This is a genomic window from Paenibacillus durus ATCC 35681, assembly GCF_000993825.1.
Classification (GTDB): Bacteria; Bacillota; Bacilli; order Paenibacillales; family Paenibacillaceae; genus Paenibacillus_AQ; species Paenibacillus_AQ durus_B.
The window spans coordinates 3265409-3292188 of the sequence record NZ_CP011114.1 but is presented as its reverse complement, the minus strand read 5'-3'; the positions used below and the strand labels follow the sequence as shown (position 1 = coordinate 3292188).

Genomic DNA, 26780 nt, shown 5'->3' with positions numbered 1-26780 from the left:
GGCGTTACCGGGCTGTTCTTAAGGGTCTGACCAACAAGGACCTTAAGGACAGCCTTTTTGCATGGGCCTTGATATGTCTAGTAGTCATCTCCTCTTTACAGGGGGATTCCACGCTAGATGTCGGGAAAATACCAAACGTATGTTCTATTTTGCGTTTGTATGATATAATGATAGGACGGATAACAGCTTTTCTGTTCACCGATGGGTGCAGAAGCTGCTATATAGAACGCATAAATTTCATTTTTATTCGCGGAAGGAGTCTATGAAGCATGCCGGTGACGTTTTTGATCGGCCGTTCGGGCAGCGGTAAGACGACGAAAATATGGAATTCGATCTGTACGGCACTGCGCGAGGACCCGCTAGGCGTCCCGATCATTCAGCTCGTGCCGGAGCAGGGCTCCTTTAGCGCCGAGCAGGGTCTGCTTGGCGCCTGCGACAACCGGGGCAGTCTGCGCGCGCAGACGCTTAGCTTTCCGCGTCTCTCCTACCGGGTGAAGCAGGAGACCGGCGGAAGAGGCGGCGTGCCGATCGGCGATGAAGGCAAGAAGATGCTTCTTTACAAAATTTTGAGCCGGCGCAAGGAAGAATTGAAATTGTTCGGCGCTTCGTCGGACCGTCCCGGCTTTGTAGACCGGTTGAGCCGGCTGCATTCGGAGTTGAAGCGATGCTGCCTCGGGCCCTCTGATCTGGAGGAACAGTTGTCCCGGATGCGGGAGTCAGCGGGCGGCAGTTCGATCCTTACCGGCAAGCTGGAAGACTTGAATATCGTATTCACCGATCTGGAGCAGGCCATATCCGATCTGTATATTGACGAGGAAGACCGTCTGGCCGAGCTTTCGGAGCTGATCCCCTCCTCCTCTTTCGTGTGCGGTTCCTCTATTTTCGTGGACGGCTTCCGGGGGTTTACGGCCCGAGAGTTTACAGTGCTGCGGCAGCTGATGCTGCATGCCGCCGACATGACGATCGCGTTGACGCTCAATCGTCCCTTTCTTAGCGGACACCGGCCGCATGAGCTGGAACTGTTTCATCCTTCGGCCTCCGCTTACCTCAAGCTGAGGGGGATGGCTGAAGAGCTCGGTGTTGATGTCAGGGACGAAGTGATGGCGCCTCCGGTGTTGCCGCGTTTTGCAGATGCTCCCGCTTTGGCGCATTTGGAGCGCGGCTTTGACCGCAGGCTGGAGTACCAGGAACCGAAGCCTGCGGAAGATGAGATAACAATCCGGGCGGCCGTGAACAAGCGCGCGGAAATGGAAGGCGCGCTGCGGGAGATGCGGAGACTGGCGCGCGAAGAAGGGGCGAACTATGGCGAAATGGCTGTATTCGTCCGCAAACTGGAGGATTACGATTATCTTGTGCCGGCCCTTTTCCGGGATTACGGCGTACCGTTCTTCCTTGACCGCAAGGCGGGAGAGCTTCACCATCCGCTGGTGGAGTTTATCCGTTCGGCGCTGGACATCGTCCGCCGCCGCTGGCGGTATGAGGATGTGTTCCGCTGCGTAAAGACGGGCTTTCTGCTACCTCTGGACGGCAGCTTGACCAGGGATGATATGGACACTCTGGAGAACTACATCCTTGCCTGCGGCATTCAGGGCTACCGCTGGACTGATGAGAAGTACAAGTGGAAGGCGATCCCAAGCCTTTCGCTGGAAGGCGGAGGGAAGACCGACGCCCGGCTGGTGCCGCTGATGGAAAGATGCCGGGAGGCGGTAACCGCGCCGCTGAAAGCTTTTGAGCAGCGAATTAATAAGAGCCGTAATGGATTGGAGCTGTGCAAGTCGGTATTCGGGCTGCTGGATGACAGCGGCGCCGCGCGGAGGCTGGAATACATGAGCGCCGCAGCGCTGGAAGAAGGAAGACCGCAGGAGGCCCGGGAGCACCGGCAGCTGTGGGGCGCCGTCCTTGATCTGCTGGACCAGATCGTGGAGATGATGGGCGAGGAGACTTTGAGCTTCGACATGTTCGCTGGAATTTTGGAGACGGGGCTTGCCGAGCTGCGGATGGGCTTTGTTCCTCCGGCGCTTGACCAGGTGCTTGTCGGAACGATGGACCGGACGCGGGTCTCGGGAGTCAAGTACGCTTTTTTACTCGGCTTCAACGAAGGGGTCGTACCGGCGCTGTTTCAGGAAGACGGCGTGCTGTCTGAGGCGGAGCGTTCCCTTCTGGAAGGAGCGGGAATGGAGCTTGCGCCCGGGTCTTCCCGCCAAATGCTGGATGAACGCTTTCTGATCTATGAAGCGCTGACTTCGGCTTCCCGCAAGCTGTGGATTAGCTATGCCTGCGCCGATGACGAAGGCAAAGGCTTGCTTCCTTCGGAAATGATCCGCCATTTGCGCCGGATGTATCCGTCTCTAGCCGAGCATCCTTTGCAGAGTCTTCCGATATCGGCTCCGCCCGAGGAGCAACGCGATTTTATCGGCCATCCGGAGCAGACTCTGCGTATGCTGATCGTACAGCTGCGCCAGTGGAAGCAGGGACAGAGTATCCCGCAAATCTGGTGGGAGGTCTATAATTGGTTTGCGGAGAGTACGGTATGGCGTCCGCGGCTGCGGATTTTAATAAGCTCGCTGTTTTACCGCAATCCCGGCATGCCGCTCCAGAGAGCAACAAGCTTCAGGCTGTACGGCGGCTCCACGCTGCGCGGAAGCGTCTCGCGCATGGAGAAGTTCGTCTCCTGCCCGTTCTCCCATTTCGCCTCATACGGCTTGCGGCTCAAGGAGCGCCAGCTGTACAAGCTTCAGGCTCCGGATATTGGGCAGCTGTTCCACGCCGCGCTGAGCACCATGGCGTCGAAGCTGCAGAGCGAGGGACGAAGCTGGGGTGCTCTGACGCCCGACGAATGCCGCAATGAAGCCGTAAAGACGGTGGATATGCTGGCGCCGATGCTTCAGGGAGAGATTCTGAAGAGCTCGAAGCGTTATGGCTATATTGCCCGCAAGCTGAAGAATATTGTCGGACGGGCTTCGGTCATTCTGGGAGAACATGCAAGGAGGGGCAGCTTCGACACCGCTTTTCTTGAGCTGGATTTCGGTCCAGGCAAGCCGCTGCCGCCGCTGCGCATCCCGCTCCCGAATGGCTGCTTGATGGAGGTCGTAGGAAGGATCGACCGCGTCGATACCGCAGAAGGCGAGAACGGAATCCTGCTGAGGGTCATTGACTATAAATCAAGCCGCAAGGATCTTAAGCTGCATGAAGTGTATTACGGATTATCGCTGCAGATGCTGACCTACCTGGATGTGCTGCTGACCTATGCCGAGGAATGGCTGGGGGAGCGTGCGTTTCCGGCGGGAACGCTGTACTTTCACGTCCATGATCCGCTGCTCTCATCACCAAACGGCATGAGCCGGGAGCAGGCGCAGCAGGAACTGCTGAAGCGGTTCAAGATGAAGGGGCTGCTTATGGCGGACCGCGAAGTCATTTCCCTCATGGATACGAGCCTGGACAAGGGGCATTCGAGCATCGTGCCGGTTGCGTTGAAGAGCGACGGAAGCTTTTATAGCAGCGCTTCTGTCGCCACGCCCGAGCAGTGGGACCGTCTGCTGTCTTCCGTAAGAGGGACGATCACGGAGATTGGAACCCGCATCACGGAAGGGGACGTGGCCATCACACCTTACCGGATTCAGCAGGAGACGGCATGCACGTTCTGTTCCTACAGAGCGGTGTGCCAGTTCGACGAGGCCGTGGAAGGCAACGGATACAAGCATTTAGGCAAGCCGGGCAAAGACGCAATCTGGGAGATGCTTTCCCGCAAAGACGAAGGAGGAAACAGACCGTGACCATGCCGGCCAAACCGGAAGGAAGCATATGGAGCGACGATCAATGGCGAGCCATCGCGGAGAGCGGGGACGACATTCTTGTGGCGGCGGCTGCCGGCTCCGGCAAAACCGCGGTGCTCGTCGAGCGGATCATCCGTAAAATCAGCGACGAGGGCAGCGGCTTCAGCGTGGACCGCCTGCTGGTGGCGACATTCACAAAAGCGGCCGCATCCGAAATGCGGCAGCGCATCCGCGAGGCGCTGGACCGCGAGCTTGAAAGTGATCCGGACAACGCCCATTTGCGGCGCCAGCTGGCGCTGCTCGGCAAAGCCTCCATCACGACGCTGCACTCCTTCTGTCTTGAGGTTATACGCCGTTACTATCAGTTGATCCCGCTTGATCCCGGCTTCCGCATTCTGAATGAACATGAAGCGGAGATCATGCGCCAGGAAATCCTAGAGGAACTGTTCGAGGAAAAATATGAAGAAGCCGGCGAGGACGGCGTGTTCGTACAGCTCGCCGACTGGTTCAGCGGAGAACGTACCGATGACGCCGTGCATGCGCTCGTTCAGCGTCTGCATGATTTTGCGCGCAGTCATCCCTGGCCTAAGGAGTGGCTGAGGGAGACGGCGGCGGGCTTCTCGTTGCCGGATACCGAAACCCTGTCGGGCACGTCCTGGGTTCGCAGCATACTCGATGAGGCAAGGCTGGCACTGGCCGCAGCCGCCAGCCAACTGGAGCGAGGACGGCAGATTGCCCTTCAGCCCGGCGGCCCTGCGCCTTACGCCGATAACCTCACAGCGGACCTGGATATGGTTGAAGGGCTGCTGCGGGCTGTGGAAGAGAAGCCCTGGGCTGAGCTGTACGACTTGTTCCGCGGCGTCTCCTTTGGCAAGCTGAAGCCCTGCAAGAAGGATGCGACCGATCCCGCTCTTCAGGAGGCTGTAAAAGGCTTGCGCGATGAAGTGAAGAGCCTGGTCGGCGAGCTTCAGAACTCGCTGTTCGGGCGCCCGGCGGACGTCTTTCTTCGCGAGCTTCACGAAGCGGCTCCGCTGATGAAGGAATTGGCGGAAACGGTGATTCAGTTCGGTGAGCGCTACCTGGCGGAGAAAGCGAGCAAAGGGCTGGTCGATTTCAGTGATCTGGAGCATTACTGCCTGGACATTCTGCGCCACCCCGATTCTACAATAGGGAATTCTATGCCTTCGGACGCCGCGCTGGAATACCGGGCGCAGTTCGACGAGGTGCTGCTTGACGAATATCAGGATACGAACAGCGTTCAGGAAGAGATTGTGCGGCTGATATCGAGGGAAGAGCCGGGCAATCGGTTCATGGTCGGCGATATGAAGCAGAGCATCTACCGCTTTCGCCTCGCGGAGCCGGGATTGTTTCTGGACAAGTACCGCAGCTACGGCAGCAGCCGTTCCGCAGACGGACGCGGCCAGAACGGCCCTGAAACGAACGAATCCGGCGGCATTGAGACGAACGTGACTGAAACCGGAAGGCCGCAAGGAATCGTCATCGATTTGGCGCGCAATTTCCGCAGCCGGATGGAGGTTGTGAACGCCGTCAATATGCTGTTTCGCCAGATCATGAACGAGACGGTAGCTGAAATCGCCTATGACGAGCGGGCGGAACTTGTATACGGCGCAAATTTCCCCTTTGCTGCGGACAAGGGGCCGGATACGTATTTTGCTCCCGAGCTGCTGCTGATCGACAAGGGAAGCTCCAAAGGAACGCCGGAAGAAAGAGCCGAAGACAGTGAAGCGGGGCCGGTGGAAAGCGAATTGATCGAAAGCGAGACCGCGCAGCTTGAGGCCCGGGCCATCGCCCGGCGGATCGCCCGGATGACAGGCATGAACGGCGGCGAGCCGCTGCAGATCTATGACAAGGGCCTTCGGGCCATGCGCCCGGTTGCATACGGCGACATCGTGATTTTGCTGCGGTCCGCGAGCCTGTGGGCTCCGCTGATGCTGGAAGAGCTTCGGCTGGAGGGCATTCCGGCTTACGGGGACCAGAACAGGGGCTATTTTCAGGCGACCGAAGTCGAGGTTATCCTTTCTCTGCTGAAAGTCGTGGACAACCCGCAGCAGGATATTCCGCTGGCCGGAACACTGCGCTCGCCTGTCGTCGGATTGACCGAGGAAGAAATGGCGAAGGTACGCCTTTGCAGCGAAGGCTCGTTCTATGATGCGGTTATTGCGGCTGCCTCGGAAGGAATGGCATCGGGTAGCGCTGGAAGCGCCGGTGATGAGGCCAGAATCTCAGGCGCTGAGGCAGACTCGGATAAAGCTGGCTCCGGAAGCGTCAGCGGATATGAAAGCGGCGGAGCATACGAACTCCGGGGCGGTGCCGAAAATGCGGCGGAGTCAGCCGCAGCCGGTGAGTCGGCAAACGCCGGAATCGCGGTGTCCGGTGAAACGGTGTACGCTACACCGGCGATTTCCGGAAGGCTCCGGGATAAGCTGAACCGGTTTTTGGTGCAGCTCAAGCGCTGGAGAGACGAGGCGCGCCAAGGTGACGTGAGCGGATTGATCTGGCGTATATACGGGGAGAGCGGATACTTGGATTGGGTCGGCGGGCTGCCGGGAGGCGCCCAGCGGCAGAGCAATCTTAAAGCATTGTACGACCGGGCGGTTCAATTCGAGAACGATACCTCGGCCCGCGGTCTATTCCGCTTCCTGGTGTTTATATCCCGGCTTCGCGAGAACGGCGGCGATTTGGGAGCGGCCGGGGGCAGCGGCGAGCAGGGCGAAGGCATCCGGATCATGACTATTCATAAGAGCAAGGGGCTTGAGTTTCCGGTCGTTTTTCTGGCTGGAATGTCCAAAGGCTTCAACCGTCAGGATCTGTACGCTCCGTTTCTAATGCACAAGGAGCTCGGCTTCGGCCCGCGCTTTCTGGAGCGTGAGACTCGGGTCAGTTATCCGACGCTGCCCTACCTCGCCATTGGACGGCGTTCGCGGCTGGAACTGCTGGCGGAGGAAATGCGGGTGCTGTATGTGGGGCTGACACGCCCCCGCGACAAGATGATTCTTGTCGGCACCGTTCGCGATCTGGAGGGCAAAGCGGCGAGCTGGATGTCGTCCAGCGGCGGAGATGAGACGCTGCTTCCCGATCATCTGCTTGCCCGGGGGCGCAGCTATCTGGATTGGATAGGACCGGCATTGATCCGCCACCCCGGCGCGGCGATTTTGCGGAAAATAGCCGGTAAGGAAGGAGCGGCACCGGTTACCCTGCGCGGCGATCTGTCCAACTGGAGCGTAAGCGTTCTGCCATCCTTGGAGCTTGAGACAGGCCTTCATTCAGTCAAGGATGATGGAGAGGACGGGGAAGAAACGAGAATTAAGACGCTTCACGAACTGAGCCGGGGGATGTCGGTTACGGCTTACTCCGGGACAGACGATTCGGCGGCCGAGCGCCTGTCATGGCGTTATCCTTATGAGGCGGCTGCCGGCATTCCGGCCAAAACCTCCGTTACGGAGCTTAAGTCCCTTCTGTCTTTGCAGGAACGGCCCTCGTACGATCTTCTGGAAGAGGGGTTCCCCTTGGCGAAGGAGCGCAGCGCCGCCGCTGCCGACAGCCTGCATTTGCGGCGTCCGAAGTTCATGGAGCAGCGCGGCATTACGCCGGCGGAACGCGGTACGGTGTATCATACCCTCATGCAGCATATCCCGCTGGACGGAGAGGCCGGGCTTGAGGAAGTGAAAGAGACGCTGGAAAGACTGCAGCAGCTCCGTATTTTGACGGAAGAGCAGGCGGCGGCGATCGAGCCGGAGAAAGCGGCGGCTTTTTATGAGCATCCGCTCGGCCGCAGGCTGCTGGCTTCGCCATGGAAGAGAAGGGAAATGCCTTTCAGCTATTTAGTGCCCGCATCTGAAGCTTACCATAGCCTAGAGGCTCTGGGCAGAGCGTCTGCGGAGCTGTCTGGGCAGAGTGGCGCGGTTTCCTCCGTTCTTATCCAAGGGGTGATCGACTGTCTTTTCCGGGAGGAAGGGCGGTTGATCCTGCTGGATTACAAGAGTGATGCGGTTCTGGAGCATCGGGGCGGGCTGGAAGCCCTGAAGGAGAAATACCGTTACCAGCTTAGCCTGTACTCGCAGGCGCTTGGCGATATTTTAGGCGAAGAGGTTGCTGAGGCGTGGCTGTATTTCTTTGACGGCGGTCACGCTGTCCGCGTATAAGCATTTGTGCTGCCGTCAATTTGTGTGACATCCAGACTTGCGCCGGTCATGCGGCGGACTTATCCCAATTAAACTCTCCATGATCGTTGACGGTCCTTTCACTCTGACCGAGTGGACGATTAATAAGGCCCGGCGGCTGGGGGAGATCGGCTTTTTAATGATGATTTGCAAAATCAAAATATGGTGTTGTGATATTTACATTCGCCCGGGTAGGGGCGGGAAAGAGGCGGAAGATGCGGATTTTGCATACGGGCGACTGGCATTTGGGCCGTACGCTGGAAGGAAGAAGCAGGCAGAAGGAGCAGGAGGCGTTCGTTGACGAACTGGTCGCCATTGCCGAGGAGGAACGTGCTGACCTTATTATGATGGCGGGCGACGTCTATGACTCCGTCAATCCTCCGGCTGCAGCTGAGCAGTTATTCTATGAAGCGGCCTCAAGACTTGCGTCGGGCGGAAGGCATCTGGTCGTTATCGCAGGCAATCATGACCAGCCAGAGCGCGTATCCTCCGTATCCCCGCTTGTCTTCGGACACGGCATTACCCTGGTCGGTCTGCCCGCAGCCGATCCGGTGACGGTCCAGATCGCCCGGACCGGGGAAACCGCGCGTATTGCGGCTCTTCCGTACCCTTCTGAAGCCCGTCTTGGCGAACTGCTGGCCGAAGACAGCGACGAAGCCGGTCTGCGGCTCGCTTACAGCGCGCGCGTAGGCCGCCTGATGAAGCTGTTGTCCCGGGAATTCACGACAGGTACGGTCAATTTGGCGATGAGCCATATTTATGTGCTGGGCGGCGTGGAGAGCGACTCCGAGCGCCCGATCCAGGTTGGCGGGGCGTATACGGTCGATCCTTCGGCGCTGGCATGCGGTGCGCAGTATACGGCGCTTGGCCATCTTCACCGTCCGCAGAAGGTCAAGGGAGAAGGGGTCATCCGCTACAGCGGTTCTCCGCTGGCGTACAGCTTTTCGGAGGCGGGCCAGGCCAAGTCCGTGACGATGCTGGGACTTTCGCCGGGAGCGGAGGCGAAGCCAGAAGAAATTCTGCTGCGCTGTGGCCGTCCCCTGGTGGAGTGGGACTGCACGGGGGGGCTGGATGAAGTGTACAAGTGGCTTGACGAGGGCAGAGACGCCAACGCGTTCATTGATCTGAAAATCCGCCTGAGCGAAGCGCTGTCAATGGGAGACATCCAGCGGCTGCGTAAAGCACGGGATGGCATTGTACATATCCGCCCGGTCTACCCGGAGATGGAGCAGGAATTGGAAGCGTCCCTCCGCTCCCGGATGCCGGTACAGGAGCTGTTCAGAAGGTTCTACCAGCGGCAGACCGGAGGAGCGGAGCCGGAAGACAGCCTTGTGGAGCTGTTTTTGGAGCTGGCGGAGGAAGATCGCGACGGACAGGAAGCGGAGGAGACCCAATGAAGCCGATACTGTTAAAGGTGAGCGGGCTGCAGAGCTACCGCGAAAGTCAGGAGATCGATTTCCTCAGCTTATGCGAGACGGGGCTGTTTGGCATTTTCGGACCAACGGGCAGCGGAAAATCGAGCCTGCTCGATGCCATTACCCTGGCGATGTACGGCAAGGTGGAACGTGCCGTGAACGGGACGCAGGGGATCATGAACCATTCCGAGGATACTCTTGCCGTGGCGTTCACCTTCGAGCTGAGCACATCCCACGGGCCGCGCCGCTACCGGGTGGAGCGGAGATTCAAACGGACGGGCGAGCAGTCTGTCAGCAATACGGTGAGCCGTTTCATTGAGATAGGACCGGATGGAGAAACCGTGCTGGCTGACAAGCTTGCGGAGGTGACGCGCTGCGTCGAGGACAAGATTGGGCTTAAAATGGACGATTTTACCCGGGCGGTCGTTCTGCCTCAGGGCAAGTTCGCTGAATTTCTGTCCCTTCGCGGCGTGGACCGCAGACAGATGCTGCAGCGTCTGTTCCACTTGGAACAGTACGGGGACCAACTGGCGCTGAAGCTCAGCCGCCGGGTTAAAGAGAATGAGGCGGCGCTGCGCGCGCTGGAGGCCGAACAGCAGGGGCTGGGCAGCGCCAGAGCGGAGGATGTGCAAGCGGCGGAGGAGCGTCTTGCAGAGGCTGTACGCCATGCTGCGAAGTGCCGCGAGCGCTTGGAGGCGGCGACTCGGCAGGCCGAGCGTTTCGGCAAAATCCGTGAGCTGCAGGAGGAGCGATCCCGCCGGGAGATGAAACTCCTGGAGTTCCGGGCGCAGGAGGCGCAAATTGCCTCGTTGGAGCTGCGGCTGCTTAAGAGCGACGAAGCCGCCAAGATTGCGCCTGCGCTTCAGGCATGGCGCAGCGCGGAAGAGGCCTGGCGCACCCGCGCCGCGTCAGCGGAGCGGCTGGAGGCGCAGCTTGCGGTGTCCGAGCAGGAGGCCGACCGCGCCGCCGAGGCCGAGCAGCAAGCGCAGGAGGCGCTTGCTGCGGAAGAGCCGGCCCTGCGTGAGCGGGAGGGCCGGCTGCGCCAGGCGCTCGAGCTGGAAGCCGAGCTCGCCGGACTGCGCCAGACGCTCGCGGAGTTGGCCGAGCGCCGGAATGTAACCTCCCGCGGGCTGGAAGCCTCGCGGGAGACGCTGGCCCGGGAGCGGGAGCTTTTGGCCAAGGGCCAAAAGCGGCAGCAGGAGCTGCAGCGCAGCCTGCAGCCGCTCGAGGTCCGCTCCCAGGAGCGGCAGGCTCTGCAGGAAGCGATGCAGAGCCTGCAAGGGCTGCGCTCCGCCGAGTCCCTGCGGGAGCAGGCGGAGCGGGAGAAGCGCGAGCGCGCCGCTGCGCTCGGCGCGGTTCAAGGCCGTCTCGCGGAGGCCGAGACGGCAGCTGCGCGGCTGGCCGAAGCGCGCTCGGCCTCCGCGCGGGACGCCGCCCTGCATCTGGAGCGGGCGGCGTCCGCGGAAGAGGCCGCAGCCGCCGTCGCCGGGCGGCTGGAGCAGGCAGGCGCGGCGCTGGAAGCCGCGCTCCGGGAGCGGGAGCTGCACCGGCTGTCGCTGGCGCTGTCCCGCGAGCTGCGGGACGGGGCTCCGTGCCCCGTGTGCGGCAGCGAGCATCATCCGGCGCCGGCATCGCTTAAGGGCGGCGAAGAAGATCAGGCGGAGGAGCGGAAGCTTCAGGACGTGAAAATGCTGACGGCGCGTGCGCTTGAGGCGCGGGGCATGCTGCGGAGCCTGCGGGAGCAGGACCGCGCCTGGCTGGAGCAAGTGTACGGCGAATCCGCCTCCCTCTCCGGCACTCCCGCCGCTGCGGCCGCTTCGCTGGCCGAAATCGGGCAAGCGATCCCCGGCTTAACCGAAATTGCAGCGGCCTCGGGCCAAGCAGCGGTTATAGGGTCATTAACCGCCGAAGACGCAGCTTCTTCCGCATGGCCCGAAGAAGCTGCCGTGGCAGAGCTTGAAGAACAGCTTGCCGCATTGCAGAGCCGCTCGCGGGAATTGCGGCGCCGGGCGGTACAGTGGCAGGAGGAAGACCGGCAGGCGCAGCAGCGTCTGCTCAAGGAAGCTGCCGACACCGAAGCCGCGCGAAGCTGGGAGGCGCAAACGGCCGCCAAGGCGGAGGAACAGCAGCGGCAGCTTACGTTCCTCCGTCAGGAGTGGGAGCGGCGGTTTCCGCAGCTTGCGCCGGGCGAAGCGGAGCACGCCTACCGGGAGCTGCGGCGCAAGGATGAAGAAGCCGAGGAAATCAGGGGCAGGCTGGACATCAGCGTGAAATTTCTGGACGAGAAGAGTGGTTCCGTTCAGCTGCTGCAGACCAGGATCGCTGAGCTGGATAAGGAGCTGGCCGGTTGGACGGCGCAGCATGCGGGCAAAGAGGAGCTGCTGCGCGAGAAAGAGCAGCGGCTGCTGCAATGGACGGAAGGGCATTCCGCCGGTTCTCTACTGGCGGAATGCGAGCGGCGGCTGCAGGAGCTGCAGACAGCCGCAGAGGAAGGCAAGCGCCGTAACCGCGCTGCAGCGGACAGGGCGCAGCAGGATGCCAGAGAGGCGGCGATTGCGCGCCAGGCGGCGGATTCCGCCCGCGAGCACTGCGCCGCTGCGGCTGCGAACTGGGAAGAAAGCCTTGCTTCTTCATCGTTCGCTTCAGCCGCTGAAACCGAAGAAGCGGTGCTGGATGCCGGAGAACGCGAGGCGGCTTCCAGGCGTGTGCGGGCGCACCGTGACGGCGAGGCTGAGGTCAGCGCGCAGCTTCGCCACATCGAAGAGAGGCTCGGCGGCGACGCGGTGACCGAAGACGAGTGGCGGGACTGTGAGCATGAGCTCCGGCAGAGCAAGGAGGACGATGAAGCGGCGCTTCAGGCCAAAGCGCGCGGAGAGCGTGATCTGGAGGATCTGCGGCAGAGACATATCCGCTGGAGTGAGCTGGAAAGCCTGCGCGCCGGGCATGAGAGCCTGCAAAGCCGGCTGTCCAAGCTGCAGTCCTGCCTGCGGGGCAACGCCTTCGTTGAATATATCGCGGAGGAGCAATTGATGCAGGTATGTCAGGCTGCTTCTCAACGTCTGCGCTTCCTGAGCAGACAGCGCTATGCGCTGGAGGTCGACTCCGGCGGCGGCTTTGTCATCCGCGATGACGGAAACGGCGGAGTCAAGCGGCCGGTATCCACTTTGTCGGGGGGAGAGACGTTCCTGACCTCGCTGTCGCTTGCGCTGGCGCTGTCTGCGCAGATTCAGCTTCGCGGGCAGTATCCGCTGCAATTTTTCTTCCTGGACGAAGGCTTCGGTACGCTGGACCCCGAACTGCTCGATACCGTGATTACATCGCTTGAACGGCTGCATAACGACCAGTTGTCGGTTGGTATTATCAGTCACGTCCCGGAGCTCCGGGTAAGGCTTGCCCGGAAGCTGGTTGTGGTCCCTGCTTCACTGGGCGGAGCGGGTTCAAGCATCATTTTGGAAAAAAATTAAAATGGATGGGGTTTGTGATAACTGTCACAGAGACAGTATCACCCCCCTGTTATAATACAGCTAAGCCGACATCATTTGAAACACCTCGGCGGACGTATGGCAGGGAAATTACTCCTTTTCATACGTCCGCCGCCGAATCAGCTTTATCAGCTGTGAAGGGTGTTTCTTTTTTTTTGCCTTTTTGCTAAGTGAATGGAACTTTGTTTTCGCTGTATCTGATACAGCTTTAGCATCGGGAATTTTCCCATACCATGATCCGTATTTTTCCAGGACCCTGAGACGTTGCTTTCGAAAAAGAGCAAATTCCTGTATGATAAATGGAAAGCGACGACGGTCTTGGCTGCGGTTGTTTTGCCAATGGGCCGATAGTACGATTATCGTCAGAGACCGCCCGAGACCACATACGGGAAAGGGTGCTTCAAATATCCTTTAGGAGGAAGCTGCTGTATGGAAACCATTTTTAGCAAAATTATCGAGGGGAGCATTCCCTGCAACAAGGTGTTTGAGAATGAACGTATACTGGCATTTTACGATATCGCGCCTGCCGCGCCGGTGCATGTGCTGATTATTCCCAAGAAACCGATTCCGTCGATGAACGAGGTGGCTCCCGAGGACTTGCCGTTGATCGGAGAAATGCACAGTGTGGCACAGCAAATCGCCAAGGAACTGGGCATTGCGGAAACCGGGTATCGTCTGATTAATAACTGCGGACCGGACAGCGGTCAGGCGGTTCCACATCTGCATTATCATCTTATTGGGGGAGCGAAGCTGGGCGCGCTGATCGGCAATTCTACATCCCACGCTTAAGAGAGTGAACAAGAAATATACGCTCATTTGCGAAAAAAGAATGGGATTAAGGTTGACACTCTATTTCGGTTTGACCTATAATGAAATTTGATGAACCGTGTTATGCTCTTGGACGGTCTGGTCGGAGGGAGGGAAAACTGGTGTCTGAAACGAAAGTTCGCAAAAACGAGACAATTGATGCTGCACTTCGTCGCTTTAAACGTTCCATCGCTAAAGATGGCGTCTTGGCTGAGGTGAAGAAACGCAAGCATTATGAAAAGCCAAGCGTTAAGCGCAAGAAAAAGTCCGAGGCTGCTCGTAAGAGAAAGTTTTAGGAGGATTACCCAAGCATGAATCTTAGCGAACGATTGAACGAAGATATGAAGCAGGCGATGAAGAGTAAGGACAAGTTCAGACTCTCCACGATTCGAATGGTTCGTTCGACGATAAAGAATCTTGAAATAGATTTGAAAAGAACATTAGACGACAACGAAGTGCTTGATATCCTTAGTCGTGAAATCAAACAGCGCAAAGATGCCCTCCAAGAATTTGAAAAAGCGGGTCGTGACGAGCTTGCTGCAAGCAATAAAGCAGAAATCGAGATTATAGCACAATATCTTCCCGAACAGCTTTCCGAAGAAGAAATTAAGGTAATTGTACAGCAGACCATCCAGGAAACCGGTGCTTCTTCGAAAAATGATATGGGCAAGGTGATGAGCGCGCTGATGCCGAAAGTCAAAGGCCGCGCTGACGGTAAACTCGTGAACCAGGCGGTTCTGCAATTTCTGCAATAACATAAGTTGAACACCCCTACAGAAGGGGTGTTTTTCTTTTTTTGCATAAGTTCGGGTTTGGCGGCAAGCTGGACGCAAAGTCCTTGAAACGCATAACCCTTCAATCCCGTAGTAACATTGTATATCCGTATTTTATATTATCCGGAAAAATGATCGAAACTAGCTTATGTAGATCGGAGGGATATGTTGTGACGGGTTTGCGAAAAATCGCTCTGGCCGCCTTCGCTCTGTTCCTGCTGCTGTTCGTTCCGCTTGTAACGGTCCAGGCCGCCGGCGCTTCAGCCTCAGCGGCTGCTGGCAGCGAATTAAACCAAGGCCCGGTATTTATTCTGCCCGTGGATCAGGAGATCGAGCGGGGACTGGAGAGCTTCCTGAAGCGGGGATTCCAGGAAGCGGGCAAATACGGTGCCAAGCTGATTGTGCTGGAAATCGATACGCCCGGCGGACTGGTGAACAGCGCGGAACAAATAGGGGCAATGGTCCGGGAGAGCGAAATTCCTACCCTTGCTTTCATTGAAGGTGATGCAGCATCGGCCGGCAGCTATATTGCGCTGAATGCCAAAAAAATCGTAATGAAGCCCGGCAGCATGATCGGGTCGGCTTCACTTGTGGACGGGAGCGGTCGAAGCGTGGATAATGCCAAGCTGGTCTCGTTCTGGAAGTCGAAAATGGCGGGAGCGGCGGCGCTGAATGGACGCGATCCGGATATCGCGGCCGGAATGACGGATATCAATATGGTCGTCGACAAGCCTGAACTGGGCGTCCATAAGAGCAAGGGAGAGATTATCGCTCTGACCAGCGATCAGGCGCTGAAAGCGGGCTACGCCGACGCTGTCAAGGATTCGCCGGAGGAAGCGGCAGCATGGATGGGTTATTCAACCGATGACATTTTCCGAGTGCAGCATACCGGTGCGGAAAAGCTGTCGCATTTTCTGACCCACCCCGCCGTCATGACCGTTCTGCTGTTTATTGGGATCGCCGGAGTGGTCATCGAGCTGCTTGTACCCGGATTCGGGATTCCGGGCATCCTGGGAACACTAGCCTTCGTCCTGTATTTCTTCGGCAACTATGTGGCGGGATTTGCCGGTGCGGAGACTTGGCTACTGTTCATCATTGGCCTCGCTCTGATGGTGCTTGAGCTGTTCGTTCCGAGCTTCGGTATTTTGGGGGTTCTGGGCTCTATCAGTCTGATTGCGGGCGTTGTTAGAGCCGCCTACAGCTTTACGCATGCGCTGTTCAGCTTGGGCATTGCTTTTGCTGCCGCCGTGGTGGTCATTATCATTGTTGCGGTAGCCTTCAGGGACCGGGGCATCTGGAATCGGTTTATTCTCAGCGAAAGCTTGAGCAAGGAGCAGGGTTTCATTCCTACCCCCGAGAAACTGGATCTCGTAGGCCAGAGAGGAGTAAGCATCACACCGCTTCGTCCGGCAGGCACGGCGCTAATCGCAGACGAACGTCTTGATGTGGTCACGGAAGGCGGATTCATCGGTGTGAATACTCCCATTTCCGTTGTCAAAGTGGAAGGCGGCAGAATTGTGGTGAAGGAAATCCGGGAATAAGGTAAACTCATGGAAGTGTTAGTGTATTTTCAATATTTATAGGCAGAAAGGGTAGATATAACAATGGAAGCATCCTTAATAACCATCCTGCTGATCGCTGTGGTCGTGATCATTGCTCTGAGCATCTTTCTAAGCTTCTTTCCGGTTATGCTGTGGATTTCCGCTCTGGCGTCCGGTGTTAGAATCAGCATTATTACACTGGTCGCCATGCGGCTGCGCCGTGTAACGCCAAGCCGGATCGTTAATCCTTTGATTAAAGCGACCAAGGCGGGCCTCGGTCTTAACATCAACCAACTGGAAAGCCACTATCTGGCGGGGGGCAATGTCGATCGTGTCGTCAATGCGCTGATCGCCGCGCAGCGGGCCGATATTCCGCTGGAATTCACCCGGGCGGCTGCGATTGATCTGGCCGGACGCGATGTGCTGCAAGCGGTACAGATGAGCGTTAACCCGCGCGTAATCGAGACGCCTACCGTGGCTGCCGTTGCCCGCGATGGGATCGAAGTCAAGGTCAAGGCGCGCGTTACCGTTCGCGCCAATATCGACCGGCTCGTCGGCGGCGCCGGTGAGGAGACGATCATCGCCCGTGTCGGCGAGGGTATCGTAACGACGGTAGGTTCAAGCAATTCGCATAAGGATGTTCTGGAGAATCCGGACTCGATCTCCCGCACCGTGCTTCAGAAAGGGCTCGACGCCGGAACGGCTTTTGAAATTCTCTCGATCGACATTGCGGATGTGGATGTAGGCAAGAACATCGGCGCCTACCTGCAGACGGAACAGGCTGAAGCCGACAAGCGGATCGCCCAGGCGAAGGCCGAGGAACGCAGAGCGATGGCCGTTGCGCAGGAGCAGGAAATGAAGGCCCGCGTCGTCGAAATGAAAGCCTTGGTCGTCGAATCCGAATCCCAGGTGCCGCTGGCTATGGCCGAGGCGCTTCGCGGAGGTCAAATCGGCGTGATGGATTATATGAATCTGAAAAATATCGAAGCCGATACCCAGATGCGCGGTTCGCTCGGCAAGATGGGCGATCAGGATAACGACGGTTCCAAGAATAAATAATGAACACAACGAGTAGGGGAGATGAGACCCCATGAGCTGGATTTATGTCATTGCGGTTATTATTTTCGCGATTGTGTCCCAAGTAAACAAGGCGAACAAAAATAATAACAAAAACAGAAGATCCCCTCGAGGCGGAATGCCGCCCTTTGGCAGCGGTCCGGGCGAGGGGCCCCTGCGCCGACCAAGATCCGGCCATCCGGATTCCGGAAGAGCGGCCGAGCCACGTAACAGCGGCTTCCCGGTTCCCGCTTCATCCTCCCGGCAGCCGGAACCGCAGATGGACGAGAGCCGTGAACCGGGTATGGCGCCTGCGTTTCCAGAGCCTGCTCTGTTCCCGACTCCCGATTACATGTCAGGGGAAGGGATGTCGATGGAGCAGCCCGAAGAAGCGGACGGAGTCGAGGTCCGGCAGGAACGTATGCGGCTGGAGCTGGAACGTGTACACCGCGCTCTGGACCGGATCTCGGACGATATGGGAGGAGACGGCGGAGCCGGGCCGAAATCCCGTTCGTCAGCGCCGTCCATGCAGAGATCGCCTTCTCTTAGCGCAGGCAGCGATCTTCGCAGCGGACTCATCTGGGCGGAAATTCTCGGCCCTCCGCGCGCCCGCAGGCCCATGAGCTCCCGGCGTAACGGCCATTTGTAAGTAATGAACGAAGATGTATCCTAACGGGTGTATCGTTCGCAAAATGAAGAGCTCGTCAGCCTATTTTAGGAATGGCGAACTTCTATTGCGGCGGTCTCCCGTTTTTCCTTTTTTGGCAGACTCCTTTCCATTGAATTCAAACCGCCCGCTCTCATAAATAAGCGTCTTACCGCATAAGGTGTACAGTAAAGGAAGGGGGAGCGTCTACTTATGACCCGGATTGGCCGCAGTCTGCGGGGATGGACAAACGGGATGCTGGATTTGCCGCAGGATCTGCTAAGCGACCTGCCCCGGATCACCCTTATCGGCAACAAGGAAATGGTCATTGAGAACCATAGAGGCGTGCAGAATTTTTCCCCCGGACAGCTGACGCTCGCGCTTTCGAAAGGATCGCTGGAAATTGCCGGAGAAGGCCTTGTCATCACTTCCATTCTGGGAAGGGAACTGACGGTGGAGGGCGTGATCGGGGAAATCAGATATAAGGAAAGCGGGGAGAAGCGATGAAGGAACCGCCACTGTCATGGCTGCGGGGGACTGTTGTGCTGCATATTTCCGGGAAACGGGTGGAAGGGCTGATTAACGCCGTTACCGAGGCCGGAATTGTCATATGGAATGTAAAAGCGACCGGAAGCGGGGTAAATCTGCGGCTGCTGCTGGACGATTTCTATGCTCTCCGGCCACTTTTGAAGCAGACAGGCTGCAGAATGCATATTACGGGACGGATCGGACTGCCGTTCGTGGCGGCCAGGTTGTGGAAGCGGAAGTTTTTTGCCGCAGGTCTGGTGCTGTTCGGCATTATTCTGGTGCTGCTGTGTTCTCTCGTCTGGAGTGTTCGGGTGGAGGGGAATAAGCGGCTGGCTTCGGAGGATGTGCTGGATGCCGCGCGGCAGGAAGGGATTTACCCTTTCCAGTGGATATGGCGTATGGGTTCTCCGGACAAGCTCTCCAAGCACCTGGCGGCGCGGCTCCCGGGCGTATCCTGGGTTGGGATTGAGCGTAACGGAACAGCGGTGAACATTCAAATCGTTGAAGCCGCGCTGCCGGAAAAAAAGCCGATTAACAGTCCCCGTCATCTCATCAGCCGAACCGATGCGGTTATCACCGATATCTACGCCGAGCAGGGCAGGCCCGTCGTTCAGCGCAACGCGAGAGTGAAAAAGGGCGAAATCCTTATTTCCGGAGTTCTAGGCGATGAGGCCAATAGACAGGCGGTTGTTGCCAAAGGAGAAGTTAAGGGGCTGGTGTGGCATGAGTATGATATAAAGGTTCCGCTGCAAAAAAAGAATACCGCTTATACCGGGGAGCGGAAGGATAAAAGCTATTTTGTTCTTGGCAAATGGGCGGTTCAGCTATGGGGTTACGGCAAATCGCCTTTTGAAGAGTCGCGCACGCTGACCGAGCTTGATCCGCTGACCTGGCGTAATATCCGGCTGCCGATCGGCTGGATGACAGAGAAAGAAATGGAAGTCAAGGAGACTCGGGAAACGCTGACGCCGGAGGTAGCGAAGCAGGCGGGTCTGACTCTGGCGGAGGCTGATATTGCGGCCCGCTATGGCAGCGATAGCGTCATCAAAAGCCAAAAAATTTTGCATGAGAAGAAAGAGAATGGTAAAGTTTATATGAAAGTGCTTTTTGAAGTGGAAGAGAGAATTACGGAGGAGCTTCCGATAGTATACAACCAAGGAGAATGAGGCTATTTGTCAGATAAGACTGCAAACATACAGATATCTTTACAAAATGCGGGAGAAGCGCTGGCGCTTTTCGGCCCGCAGGACAGCTTTTTAAAGCTGATTGAGAGAGAAATCCCCGCCCGTATCGACTCGCGTGAGGCGGAACTTACGGTACATGGCGGCGAAAGGGAAGTGGACATGCTGGCACAGCTGTTCCAGTCGCTGCTCTCCCTTGTTCGAAGCGGTTATATTCTAAGCGAGCGAGACGTGCAATATGCAGTGGAGCTGGCGAAGGATTTTCGCGCCGATCAGCTGCTGGATCTGTTCAAAGGCGAAATTACCACGACCTTCCGCGGCAAACCGATCCGGGTCAAGACGATTGGACAGAAGCATTATGTAACGACAATCAAGAAACGGGATATCGTATTCGGCATCGGTCCGGCGGGAACCGGAAAGACGTATCTTGCCGTTGTGCTTGCTGTTGCCGCTTTGAAGGAAGGATCGGTCAAACGCATTATTCTGACCCGTCCGGCGGTGGAAGCCGGCGAGAGCCTGGGCTTTTTGCCTGGAGATTTGCAGGAGAAGGTAGACCCGTATCTCCGGCCGCTGTATGACGCTCTATACGACGTAATGGGACCTGATCAGGTTGCCAAAGCTCTGGAGCGCGGGTTGATCGAAATTGCGCCTCTGGCTTACATGCGCGGGCGCACGCTTGACGATTCGTTTATTATTCTCGATGAGGCGCAAAATACGACGCCGGAGCAGATGAAGATGTTCCTGACCCGGCTCGGCTTTGGCTCGAAGATGGTTATTACGGGCGACGTAACCCAAATCGATCTGCCTCGGGGAAAGAAATCGGGTCTTATTGAGGCCAATACGGTCTTATCCTCGATTGAGGAGATCGGGTTTGTCTATTTTGCGGAGCAGGATGTAGTTCGGCATTCCCTGGTGCAGAAAATCATCGTTGCCTATGATCGCTCAGCCGAAAACCTTGAATAAAGGGGACTGTCACCATGGCTTCAAAGCAACCGTCCAAATTCAGCGGATTCACATACAATGTGAGCGGATGGAAGTATAGCAGAGCGACTCGCTATGCTCTATTTCTGCTTCTCGGTATCCTAATTTATTTCAGTCTGGCGCCGGACCTGCTGCCTAAACGGTACGACATCAAGGAAAACACGCTCAGCGCCAAGGAGATAACGGCGCCTAAGCAGATTAAAGACACTAAGGCAACGTTGAAGGCACAGGAACAAGCGGCTGAGAATGTGCCGAAGAAATATCAGATTATTCCGATCCGGGCGGAGAATCTCGTAACCTCTCTGCTGGACCGGATCGACCGTCTCAATCAGGACGACACCATTTCCCAAAGCGACAAGACCTCCATTTACCGGGAGGAGATTCCGCAGCGGGCCAATGATTTCATATTGAGTTTTGTTGCGTCCAGCCGGAGCAGCGGAACCTATTCGGATAATCTTTTGAATGAAATGCAGTCGAAGATTAAGGAGCAGGTCTATTCCATACCGGAAGAAACGTTTATCAAAATACCGCGGCTGACCTCGCAGGACATCATCGAGATGAAGCCCGTGGCGAGGGATATTGTCAGCAGGCTGATGAATGACCAGATTGCCGATGCCGACGCTGCGCGCGCCAAGGTGGCGGAGCAGGTTAGCATCAGTTCGCTCTCTCAGCGAACGGCACGCGAGGTGGTGCAGGAGCTCGCCCGTCTGGCGATCACGGCCAATAAATTCTATGATGAGGACGCCACCAAAGAAGCGGAAGTGCAGGCCCGGGAAAATACGCCGCCCGTCTATATCGAGCAGGGCGAGGTGCTTGTCAAGAAAGGCGAGCCCATTACGCCTGAATTGTATCAGCTGCTAGATGAGAACGGGCTGCTGCGCAGCAATGTCGATTATTGGCCTCAGCTTGGACTGCTCATCCTTGCGGCGTTTTTTTCAATCGGTCTGCTGATGTTTATCCGGCTGTCCGGCCCATCCGGCTCTTCTGGATTTAAGTACAATAATTCACAGCTTCTGATGCTGGTGCTCGTCTTTCTAATCACGATTATATCCTTGCGGCTGACTGCCTTTCTGCAGAGCGATATGCGGCCATTTATAGGCTTTTTGGCGCCGGTCGCCATCGGGGCGCTGCTGGTCGCGCTGCTGCTCGATATGATGCTTGCCTATTTCTGCTCCATTTTGTTCGCCCTATTGGCAAGCGTTATTCTGAATGTGCAGCAGAATACGATTTTTGATTTCAACTATGGTTTCTTTACGCTGGTCGTTTCGTATGTAGCCTTATTTGCCACCCATCGGGCGGGACAGCGCACGACGCTGCTGAAAGGCGGCATCATGGTCTGTCTATTCGGCTCGCTGACCGTCTTTATGACGAACCTGCTGGGGAACGGCGCATGGCAGCAGATTCATACGCTGTATGCCATCGGTTTCGCTTTTGCCGGCGGATTGGTGACCGTTGTGCTGGTTATCGGCCTTATGCCTTTTTTTGAGTCGACATTCGGTATTCTGTCTGCGCTCAAGCTGGTCGAGCTGTCCAATCCGAACCATCCGCTGCTGCGGAAACTGCTGACGGAAACGCCGGGGACTTATCATCACAGCGTAATGGTCGGCAACTTGTCGGAGGCGGCGGCAGAGGCGATCGGAGCGGACGGCCTGCTCTGCCGGGTCGGCTCGTATTATCATGATATCGGCAAGACGAAGCGCCCGTTCTATTTTATCGAGAATCAGAACAATATGGAGAATCCGCATGATTCCATCGATCCCAAGCTGAGCAAGTCGATTATTATCGCGCATGCGCGCGACGGGGTGGAAATGCTGAAGGAGTACAAGCTTCCCAAGCCGATCAGAGATATCGCGGAGCAGCATCATGGAACGACTTTTTTGCATTATTTTTATCATAAAGCGCTGCGGCTGGCGGAGGAAAAAGGGGTAGAGCCCGATTTCACCGAAGATGATTTCCGTTACCCCGGTCCGAAGGCCCAGTCCAAAGAGTCTGCGGTAATCGGTATTGCCGACAGCGTGGAGGCGGCCGTTCGTTCCCTTCGCAGCCCCACAGTAAACCAGGTGGAGACGATGATCGAGAAGATCATCAAGAGCCGGCTGGACGATCATCAATTCGATGAATGCGATCTGACGCTGAAAGAGCTGGACATTGTCGCCCGGACGCTGAAAGAAACAGTGATGGGCATTTTCCACTCGCGAATTGAATATCCGGAGGAAGCGAAAAAGCCGAAAAAAGAGGAAGGGGCCGTTGAATAGCATGAGCCTGCAGCTGGTTTGGAGTAATGAGCAAGAAGAAATGGAAATCGACGATCGGCTGATCTCGCTGCTAGAAAGCATCCTGGAAAAAGCGGGTAAGCTGGAAGGGATCGACACCGGCGAGGTGGATCTGACCTTTGTCGACAATGAGCGGATTCATGAGCTTAATAAGGAGTATCGCGGCATCGACCGGCCCACCGATGTGCTGTCCTTCGCGCTGAACGAATCCGCCGAGGATGAACTCGAAATCGTCTATGAAGTTAGCGAGGATGAAGCGGAGGAGCTTCCCGACATGCTTGGCGATATTATTATATCCGTTACCCGGGCCAAGGAGCAGGCAAACGATTATGGACATTCGCTGGAGCGGGAGCTGGGATTTTTGTTCGTGCACGGATTTCTGCATCTGCTCGGATACGATCATCAGGATGAGGCTTCCGAGGCGGAAATGATGGGCAAGCAGGAGCAGGTGCTGTCGCAGGTAGGGTTGACCCGCTGATGCCCAAAAATACGGCGGTAGGCCCCAAACGTTTCTGGAAGTCGTTCTGGTATGCGGCCCAGGGGCTTAGACAGGCCTTCCGGACCGAAATGAACATGAAGGTGCATACCTGCTTTGCCGTCGTCGTACTGCTGTTCGCCACACTGCTGCGTGTACCGCCTGGAGATTGGATGCTGCTTCTGCTCGCGATCACGCTCGTGCTGGCAGCCGAGCTGATCAATACGGCGATTGAGTCGGTCGTCGACCTTGTGTCGCCGGAAGTTCACCCCCTGGCTAAAGCGGCGAAGGATACCGCTGCCGGAGCTGTGTTTCTGGCGGCCGTGTTTGCCGTCATTGCAGGCATCTATGTTTTTTATCATCCGGTGATAGACTGGATTACAGCACTTATGTCATAATCGGAATACAACTTATAGATGGAAAAGGCGGATAAGCCGTTGGGCGGTTCCGCCATCTTTGTCTTTGTTCCGCTTTTTTAACCGTATTAGCGAGCATATTCCCGGATAATATACCAAAGATGAACTTACAGGAGGACCCAATTATGGATTCCAATACGCTGCTGCAAGAGGCGATCAAAGCCCGCTCCAAAGCATATATCCCATACTCCCGCTTCGGCGTAGGAGCCGCTCTGCTGGATCAGGACGGTCAGGTTCATCATGGCTGCAATATCGAGAACGCCGCTTACAGTGTAACCAATTGCGCCGAGCGCACCGCTCTCTTCAGCGCTATGGCCCAGGGCCATAAACGAGGCAGCTTTAAAGCGCTTGCCGTTGTAGGCGATACCGACCTGCCGATTACGCCTTGCGGCGCATGCCGGCAAGTCATCGTTGAGTTATGCGATCCCGACATGAAAATCATCCTGGGCAATATAAAAGGGGACATTCGCGAAACAACCGTACGCGAGCTGCTTCCCGGCGCTTTCGGCCCAGATGAATTAAAGCAGGGACAGGCCCCCAGCGTAAGTGCGTAAGCGAAGCGGCGAGCCGCCAGCGGTTGTCTGCACGCAGTAGCAGGGCCCCCGCCGCAGAAGGTGCACGTGTTCGCGCAAGCGTAAGCGAAGCGGCGAAGCCGCCAGCGGTTGTCCGTACGCAGTAGCAGGGCCCCCGCCGCAGAAGGTGCACGTGTTCGCGCAAGCGTAAGCGTAGCGGCGAAGCTGCCAGCGGTTGTCCGCACGCAGTAGAAGGGCTCCCGCCGCCGAAGCACGCACGTGTTCGCGCAAGTGTAAGCGAAGCGGCGAGCCGCCAGCGGTTGTCTGCACGCAGTCTCTTAGCACACGCACGCACATCACTCTACGATCCGCTCTTCCCGCGCCAACCTAAGCGGGTGACCGCAGGGAACGTAAGCGTGTCATCGCTGCACCCCCCTTTTAACGCTCCAACCGTGGCAGGCACGCCCAGTTCCGGGTGTCCAGAGGGCGGGGCCCTTGGGGTCCCCCTTGGCTAAGGGGGATTTAGGGGGATCGAAAGGTTGGATTTAGGGGGATCGAAAGTTTGGATCGAAATTTTTAAAAAGGAGAACTCACATATGAAATTCAGATCAGGCTTTGTCGCCATCATCGGCAGGCCCAACGTAGGCAAATCAACCCTGATGAATCAGGTCATCGGGCAGAAAATCGCCATTATGTCGGACAAGCCGCAGACGACACGTAACAAGATTCACGGCGTATACACGACGAACGATTCGCAAATCGTCTTCCTCGATACGCCCGGCATCCATAAACGCCAATCCAAGCTGGGCGATTACATGAACCAGACGGCGATGAGCACGCTCGGAGAAGTGGAGGCGGTGCTGTTTCTGATTGACGCCGCAGAGGGTCTTGGCGGAGGCGACCGTTTTATCGCCGAGCAGCTTCAAGGTCTGAAGACGCCGGTCATTCTGGTGATGAACAAGATCGACAAGCTGGAACCTGAAGCGCTGCTGCCGCTGATTACGGAATACAGCAAGCTGCATGATTTTGCCGAGATCGTTCCCATTTCAGCTAAGGTAGGCAGCAATGTAAATACACTGCTGGAGCAGCTGCAGAAATACCTGCCGGAGGGTCCGCAGTATTATCCGGAGGATCAGGTGACCGACCATCCGGAGCAATTTGTTATCGCCGAGCTGATCCGCGAGAAGATCCTGCATCTGACCCGCGAGGAGGTGCCGCACTCCATTGCGGTCGCTATTGAGGATATGCGGGCGGAGCCGAACGGAGTGGTGCATATCTCCGCGGTTATTTTTGTTGAGAGGGATTCGCAAAAAGGCATTATCATCGGCAAACAGGGCGCTATGCTGAAGGAAGTCGGCAGAAGAGCCCGTACCGATATTGAGAACCTGCTGGGGTCCAAGACGTTTCTGGAGCTTTGGGTAAAGGTGAAAAAAGACTGGCGCAATCAGGAGCGCGTGCTGCGCGATTTGGGCTTCCATAAGGATCAGTGATCTTCACCGCAAATGACTGCCAGTAATTGCAAGGATAGAACCCGTCTCATCGCACATCCTACTTTAGGAAGACATCGTGTTTTGCGAAGGGGGATAAATACGAATGCGAGATTTTTCGTGGAAGTATTTTGCAATGACTGGTGATGTCGATGCCTATCTGCTGTACCGGGCAGCGGGAGAACCGCTGAGTCCGGCGGCCGAGACAGCGGCGGAAGAAGAGCAGGTCTATGACGAAGAAGCAAAGTAAGAACTGGTTGCTTGCCGAGTGGTTGGGGGAAGAGGCATGCTACACAGGGTGGAAGGGATCGTCATCCGCAGTATGGACTACGGCGAGGGGAATGCAATCATTACGCTTTGCACCGAGAACGCGGGCAAGATAGGAGTGCTGGTCCGTGGAGCCAAAAAGGTAAAAAGCCGCCATGCTGCTCTGATCCAGCCGTTTACGCTCGGGCAATATGTTTTTTTCCGAAATAACGGAGGACTGGGTACGCTGAATTCCGGCGAGATAATCAGCTCCCATCATTCGATCAGGGAGGATCTGGTTACAGCCGCCTACGGCTCTTATGCCTGTGAGCTTTTGGACCGGGTGCTGCATGACGAGGAGACGGGCAGCTTTTGGTTCCGGCAGCTGTCGGCCTGCCTGAATGCGCTGGAGGAAGGCAAGGAACCGGGAGTCATTATTAATCTGTTTGAGATGAAAATACTTCAAGCGGCCGGCTACGGTCCGCAACTGGATTCCTGCATCGCCTGCGGGCGCGAGAAGGCGGACGAAGAACTGCTGCTCAGCCCGCGGCTGGGCGGCGCTCTGTGCCGCAGCTGCCGTCATAATGACCCGCCGGCATTGGAAGTGTCGCCCCGCGCGCTGAAGCTGCTGCGGCTGTTCGCCGCGCTTGATCTGACCCGTCTGGGCAATGTGGACGTCAAGGAGAGTACGCGGGAAGAATTGAAGAAAATCATGCGGGCGTTCATGGATACCCAACTGGGGCTCCGGTTAAAGTCGCAAAATTTCCTGGATCAGCTGGATAAATACAATATTTGACGAAAGCCGGATTTTCCGTTAATATAGGAACAGTCTCTTCTTGTTGGAATATGCCTTATCAAGGCAAATAACGAGAAGGCCGCCGCTGGCTGAAGCCGGCAGGCATGTTGAACGGGAAAGTAGTGAACGATTGCTTGAAATAGCGAGCCGGGGACGGTGGGAGCCCGGTGCGGCAGCGCTCATGAAACGGCACCCGGGAGTGCGGAGGCGG

General features: G+C 57.0%; 21 protein-coding genes. 20 read left to right on the top strand and 1 reads right to left on the bottom strand.

Annotated features, from left to right (window positions below; translation table 11 throughout):
- Positions 1 to 269 precede the first annotated feature (269 nt).
- From addB to VK70_RS15130, 17 genes are all read left to right on the top strand, one after another.
- A complete protein-coding gene (gene addB, locus VK70_RS15210; protein ID WP_046723465.1) occupies positions 270 to 3773 on the top strand; it encodes a helicase-exonuclease AddAB subunit AddB in 3504 nt (1167 codons plus the stop codon).
- 2 nt (positions 3774 to 3775) lie between these two features.
- On the top strand, positions 3776 to 7936 hold the full coding sequence (locus VK70_RS15205) for a UvrD-helicase domain-containing protein (RefSeq protein WP_046724312.1): 4161 nt from the start codon (positions 3776 to 3778) through the stop codon (positions 7934 to 7936).
- 233 nt (positions 7937 to 8169) lie between these two features.
- Positions 8170 to 9351 (top strand): exonuclease SbcCD subunit D, encoded by a 1182-nt coding sequence (locus VK70_RS15200; RefSeq protein WP_025695828.1) that lies wholly within the window; start codon positions 8170 to 8172, stop codon positions 9349 to 9351.
- Positions 9348 to 12833, top strand: a complete 3486-nt coding sequence (locus VK70_RS15195; RefSeq protein WP_046723464.1) for an AAA family ATPase — start codon at positions 9348 to 9350, stop codon at positions 12831 to 12833. The genes VK70_RS15200 and VK70_RS15195 overlap by 4 nt, the downstream gene beginning before the upstream one ends.
- Positions 12834 to 13280: 447 nt before the next feature.
- Positions 13281 to 13640, top strand: coding sequence for a histidine triad nucleotide-binding protein (locus VK70_RS15190; protein WP_025697850.1), 360 nt, complete (start codon positions 13281 to 13283; stop codon positions 13638 to 13640).
- 140 nt (positions 13641 to 13780) lie between these two features.
- The gene (gene rpsU, locus VK70_RS15185) at positions 13781 to 13954 is read left to right on the top strand and encodes a 30S ribosomal protein S21 (protein WP_005547957.1); all 174 of its coding nucleotides are present in this window, start codon (positions 13781 to 13783) and stop codon (positions 13952 to 13954) included.
- Positions 13955 to 13969: 15 nt separating this feature from the next.
- Positions 13970 to 14413, top strand: coding sequence for a GatB/YqeY domain-containing protein (locus VK70_RS15180; RefSeq protein WP_025697847.1), 444 nt, complete (start codon positions 13970 to 13972; stop codon positions 14411 to 14413).
- 188 nt (positions 14414 to 14601) lie between these two features.
- Entirely contained in the window at positions 14602 to 15972 is a 1371-nt protein-coding gene (locus tag VK70_RS15175) for an NfeD family protein (protein ID WP_025697845.1), read from the top strand.
- Positions 15973 to 16035: 63 nt separating this feature from the next.
- Positions 16036 to 17031 (top strand): flotillin-like protein FloA, encoded by a 996-nt coding sequence (gene floA / locus VK70_RS15170; RefSeq protein ID WP_162151023.1) that lies wholly within the window; start codon positions 16036 to 16038, stop codon positions 17029 to 17031.
- Between the two features lie 31 nt (positions 17032 to 17062).
- Positions 17063 to 17677, top strand: a complete 615-nt coding sequence (locus VK70_RS15165) for a hypothetical protein (RefSeq protein ID WP_046723456.1) — start codon at positions 17063 to 17065, stop codon at positions 17675 to 17677.
- Between the two features lie 210 nt (positions 17678 to 17887).
- Positions 17888 to 18181 carry a sporulation protein YqfC gene (gene yqfC / locus VK70_RS15160; RefSeq protein WP_025694708.1) on the top strand — a complete coding sequence of 98 codons (294 nt, stop codon included), beginning with the start codon at positions 17888 to 17890 and terminating at the stop codon, positions 18179 to 18181.
- The gene (yqfD, locus tag VK70_RS15155) at positions 18178 to 19368 is read left to right on the top strand and encodes a sporulation protein YqfD (RefSeq protein WP_046723454.1); all 1191 of its coding nucleotides are present in this window, start codon (positions 18178 to 18180) and stop codon (positions 19366 to 19368) included. The genes yqfC and yqfD overlap by 4 nt, the downstream gene beginning before the upstream one ends.
- 6 nt (positions 19369 to 19374) lie before the next feature.
- Positions 19375 to 20346 carry a PhoH family protein gene (locus tag VK70_RS15150; protein ID WP_025694438.1) on the top strand — a complete coding sequence of 324 codons (972 nt, stop codon included), beginning with the start codon at positions 19375 to 19377 and terminating at the stop codon, positions 20344 to 20346.
- Between the two features lie 14 nt (positions 20347 to 20360).
- Positions 20361 to 22619, top strand: a complete 2259-nt coding sequence (locus VK70_RS15145; protein WP_025694437.1) for an HD family phosphohydrolase — start codon at positions 20361 to 20363, stop codon at positions 22617 to 22619.
- 1 nt (position 22620) lies between these two features.
- Entirely contained in the window at positions 22621 to 23115 is a 495-nt protein-coding gene (gene ybeY / locus VK70_RS15140) for an rRNA maturation RNase YbeY (protein WP_025694436.1), read from the top strand.
- Positions 23115 to 23510, top strand: coding sequence for a diacylglycerol kinase (locus tag VK70_RS15135; protein ID WP_025694435.1), 396 nt, complete (start codon positions 23115 to 23117; stop codon positions 23508 to 23510). The genes ybeY and VK70_RS15135 overlap by 1 nt, the downstream gene beginning before the upstream one ends.
- Positions 23511 to 23653: 143 nt before the next feature.
- Entirely contained in the window at positions 23654 to 24082 is a 429-nt protein-coding gene (locus VK70_RS15130; protein ID WP_025694434.1) for a cytidine deaminase, read from the top strand.
- Here VK70_RS15130 and VK70_RS27910 read toward each other — a convergent pair.
- The gene (locus tag VK70_RS27910) at positions 24047 to 24391 is read right to left on the bottom strand and encodes a hypothetical protein (protein ID WP_144415242.1); all 345 of its coding nucleotides are present in this window, start codon (positions 24389 to 24391) and stop codon (positions 24047 to 24049) included. The genes VK70_RS15130 and VK70_RS27910 overlap by 36 nt on opposite strands.
- A 245-nt stretch (positions 24392 to 24636) precedes the next feature.
- On the opposite strand from VK70_RS27910, the gene era reads away from it, so the two are divergent.
- The 3 genes from era (at position 24637) to recO (ending at position 26569) form a co-directional block, all read left to right on the top strand.
- Positions 24637 to 25530 carry a GTPase Era gene (era, locus tag VK70_RS15125; RefSeq protein ID WP_025700685.1) on the top strand — a complete coding sequence of 298 codons (894 nt, stop codon included), beginning with the start codon at positions 24637 to 24639 and terminating at the stop codon, positions 25528 to 25530.
- Between the two features lie 103 nt (positions 25531 to 25633).
- On the top strand, positions 25634 to 25777 hold the full coding sequence (locus tag VK70_RS27275) for a YqzL family protein (RefSeq protein ID WP_081755042.1): 144 nt from the start codon (positions 25634 to 25636) through the stop codon (positions 25775 to 25777).
- A 36-nt stretch (positions 25778 to 25813) separates the two neighbouring features.
- Complete coding sequence (gene recO, locus VK70_RS15120; RefSeq protein ID WP_046723452.1) at positions 25814 to 26569, top strand: DNA repair protein RecO; 756 nt, start codon at positions 25814 to 25816, stop codon at positions 26567 to 26569.
- The last annotated feature ends 211 nt before the right edge of the window (positions 26570 to 26780 follow it).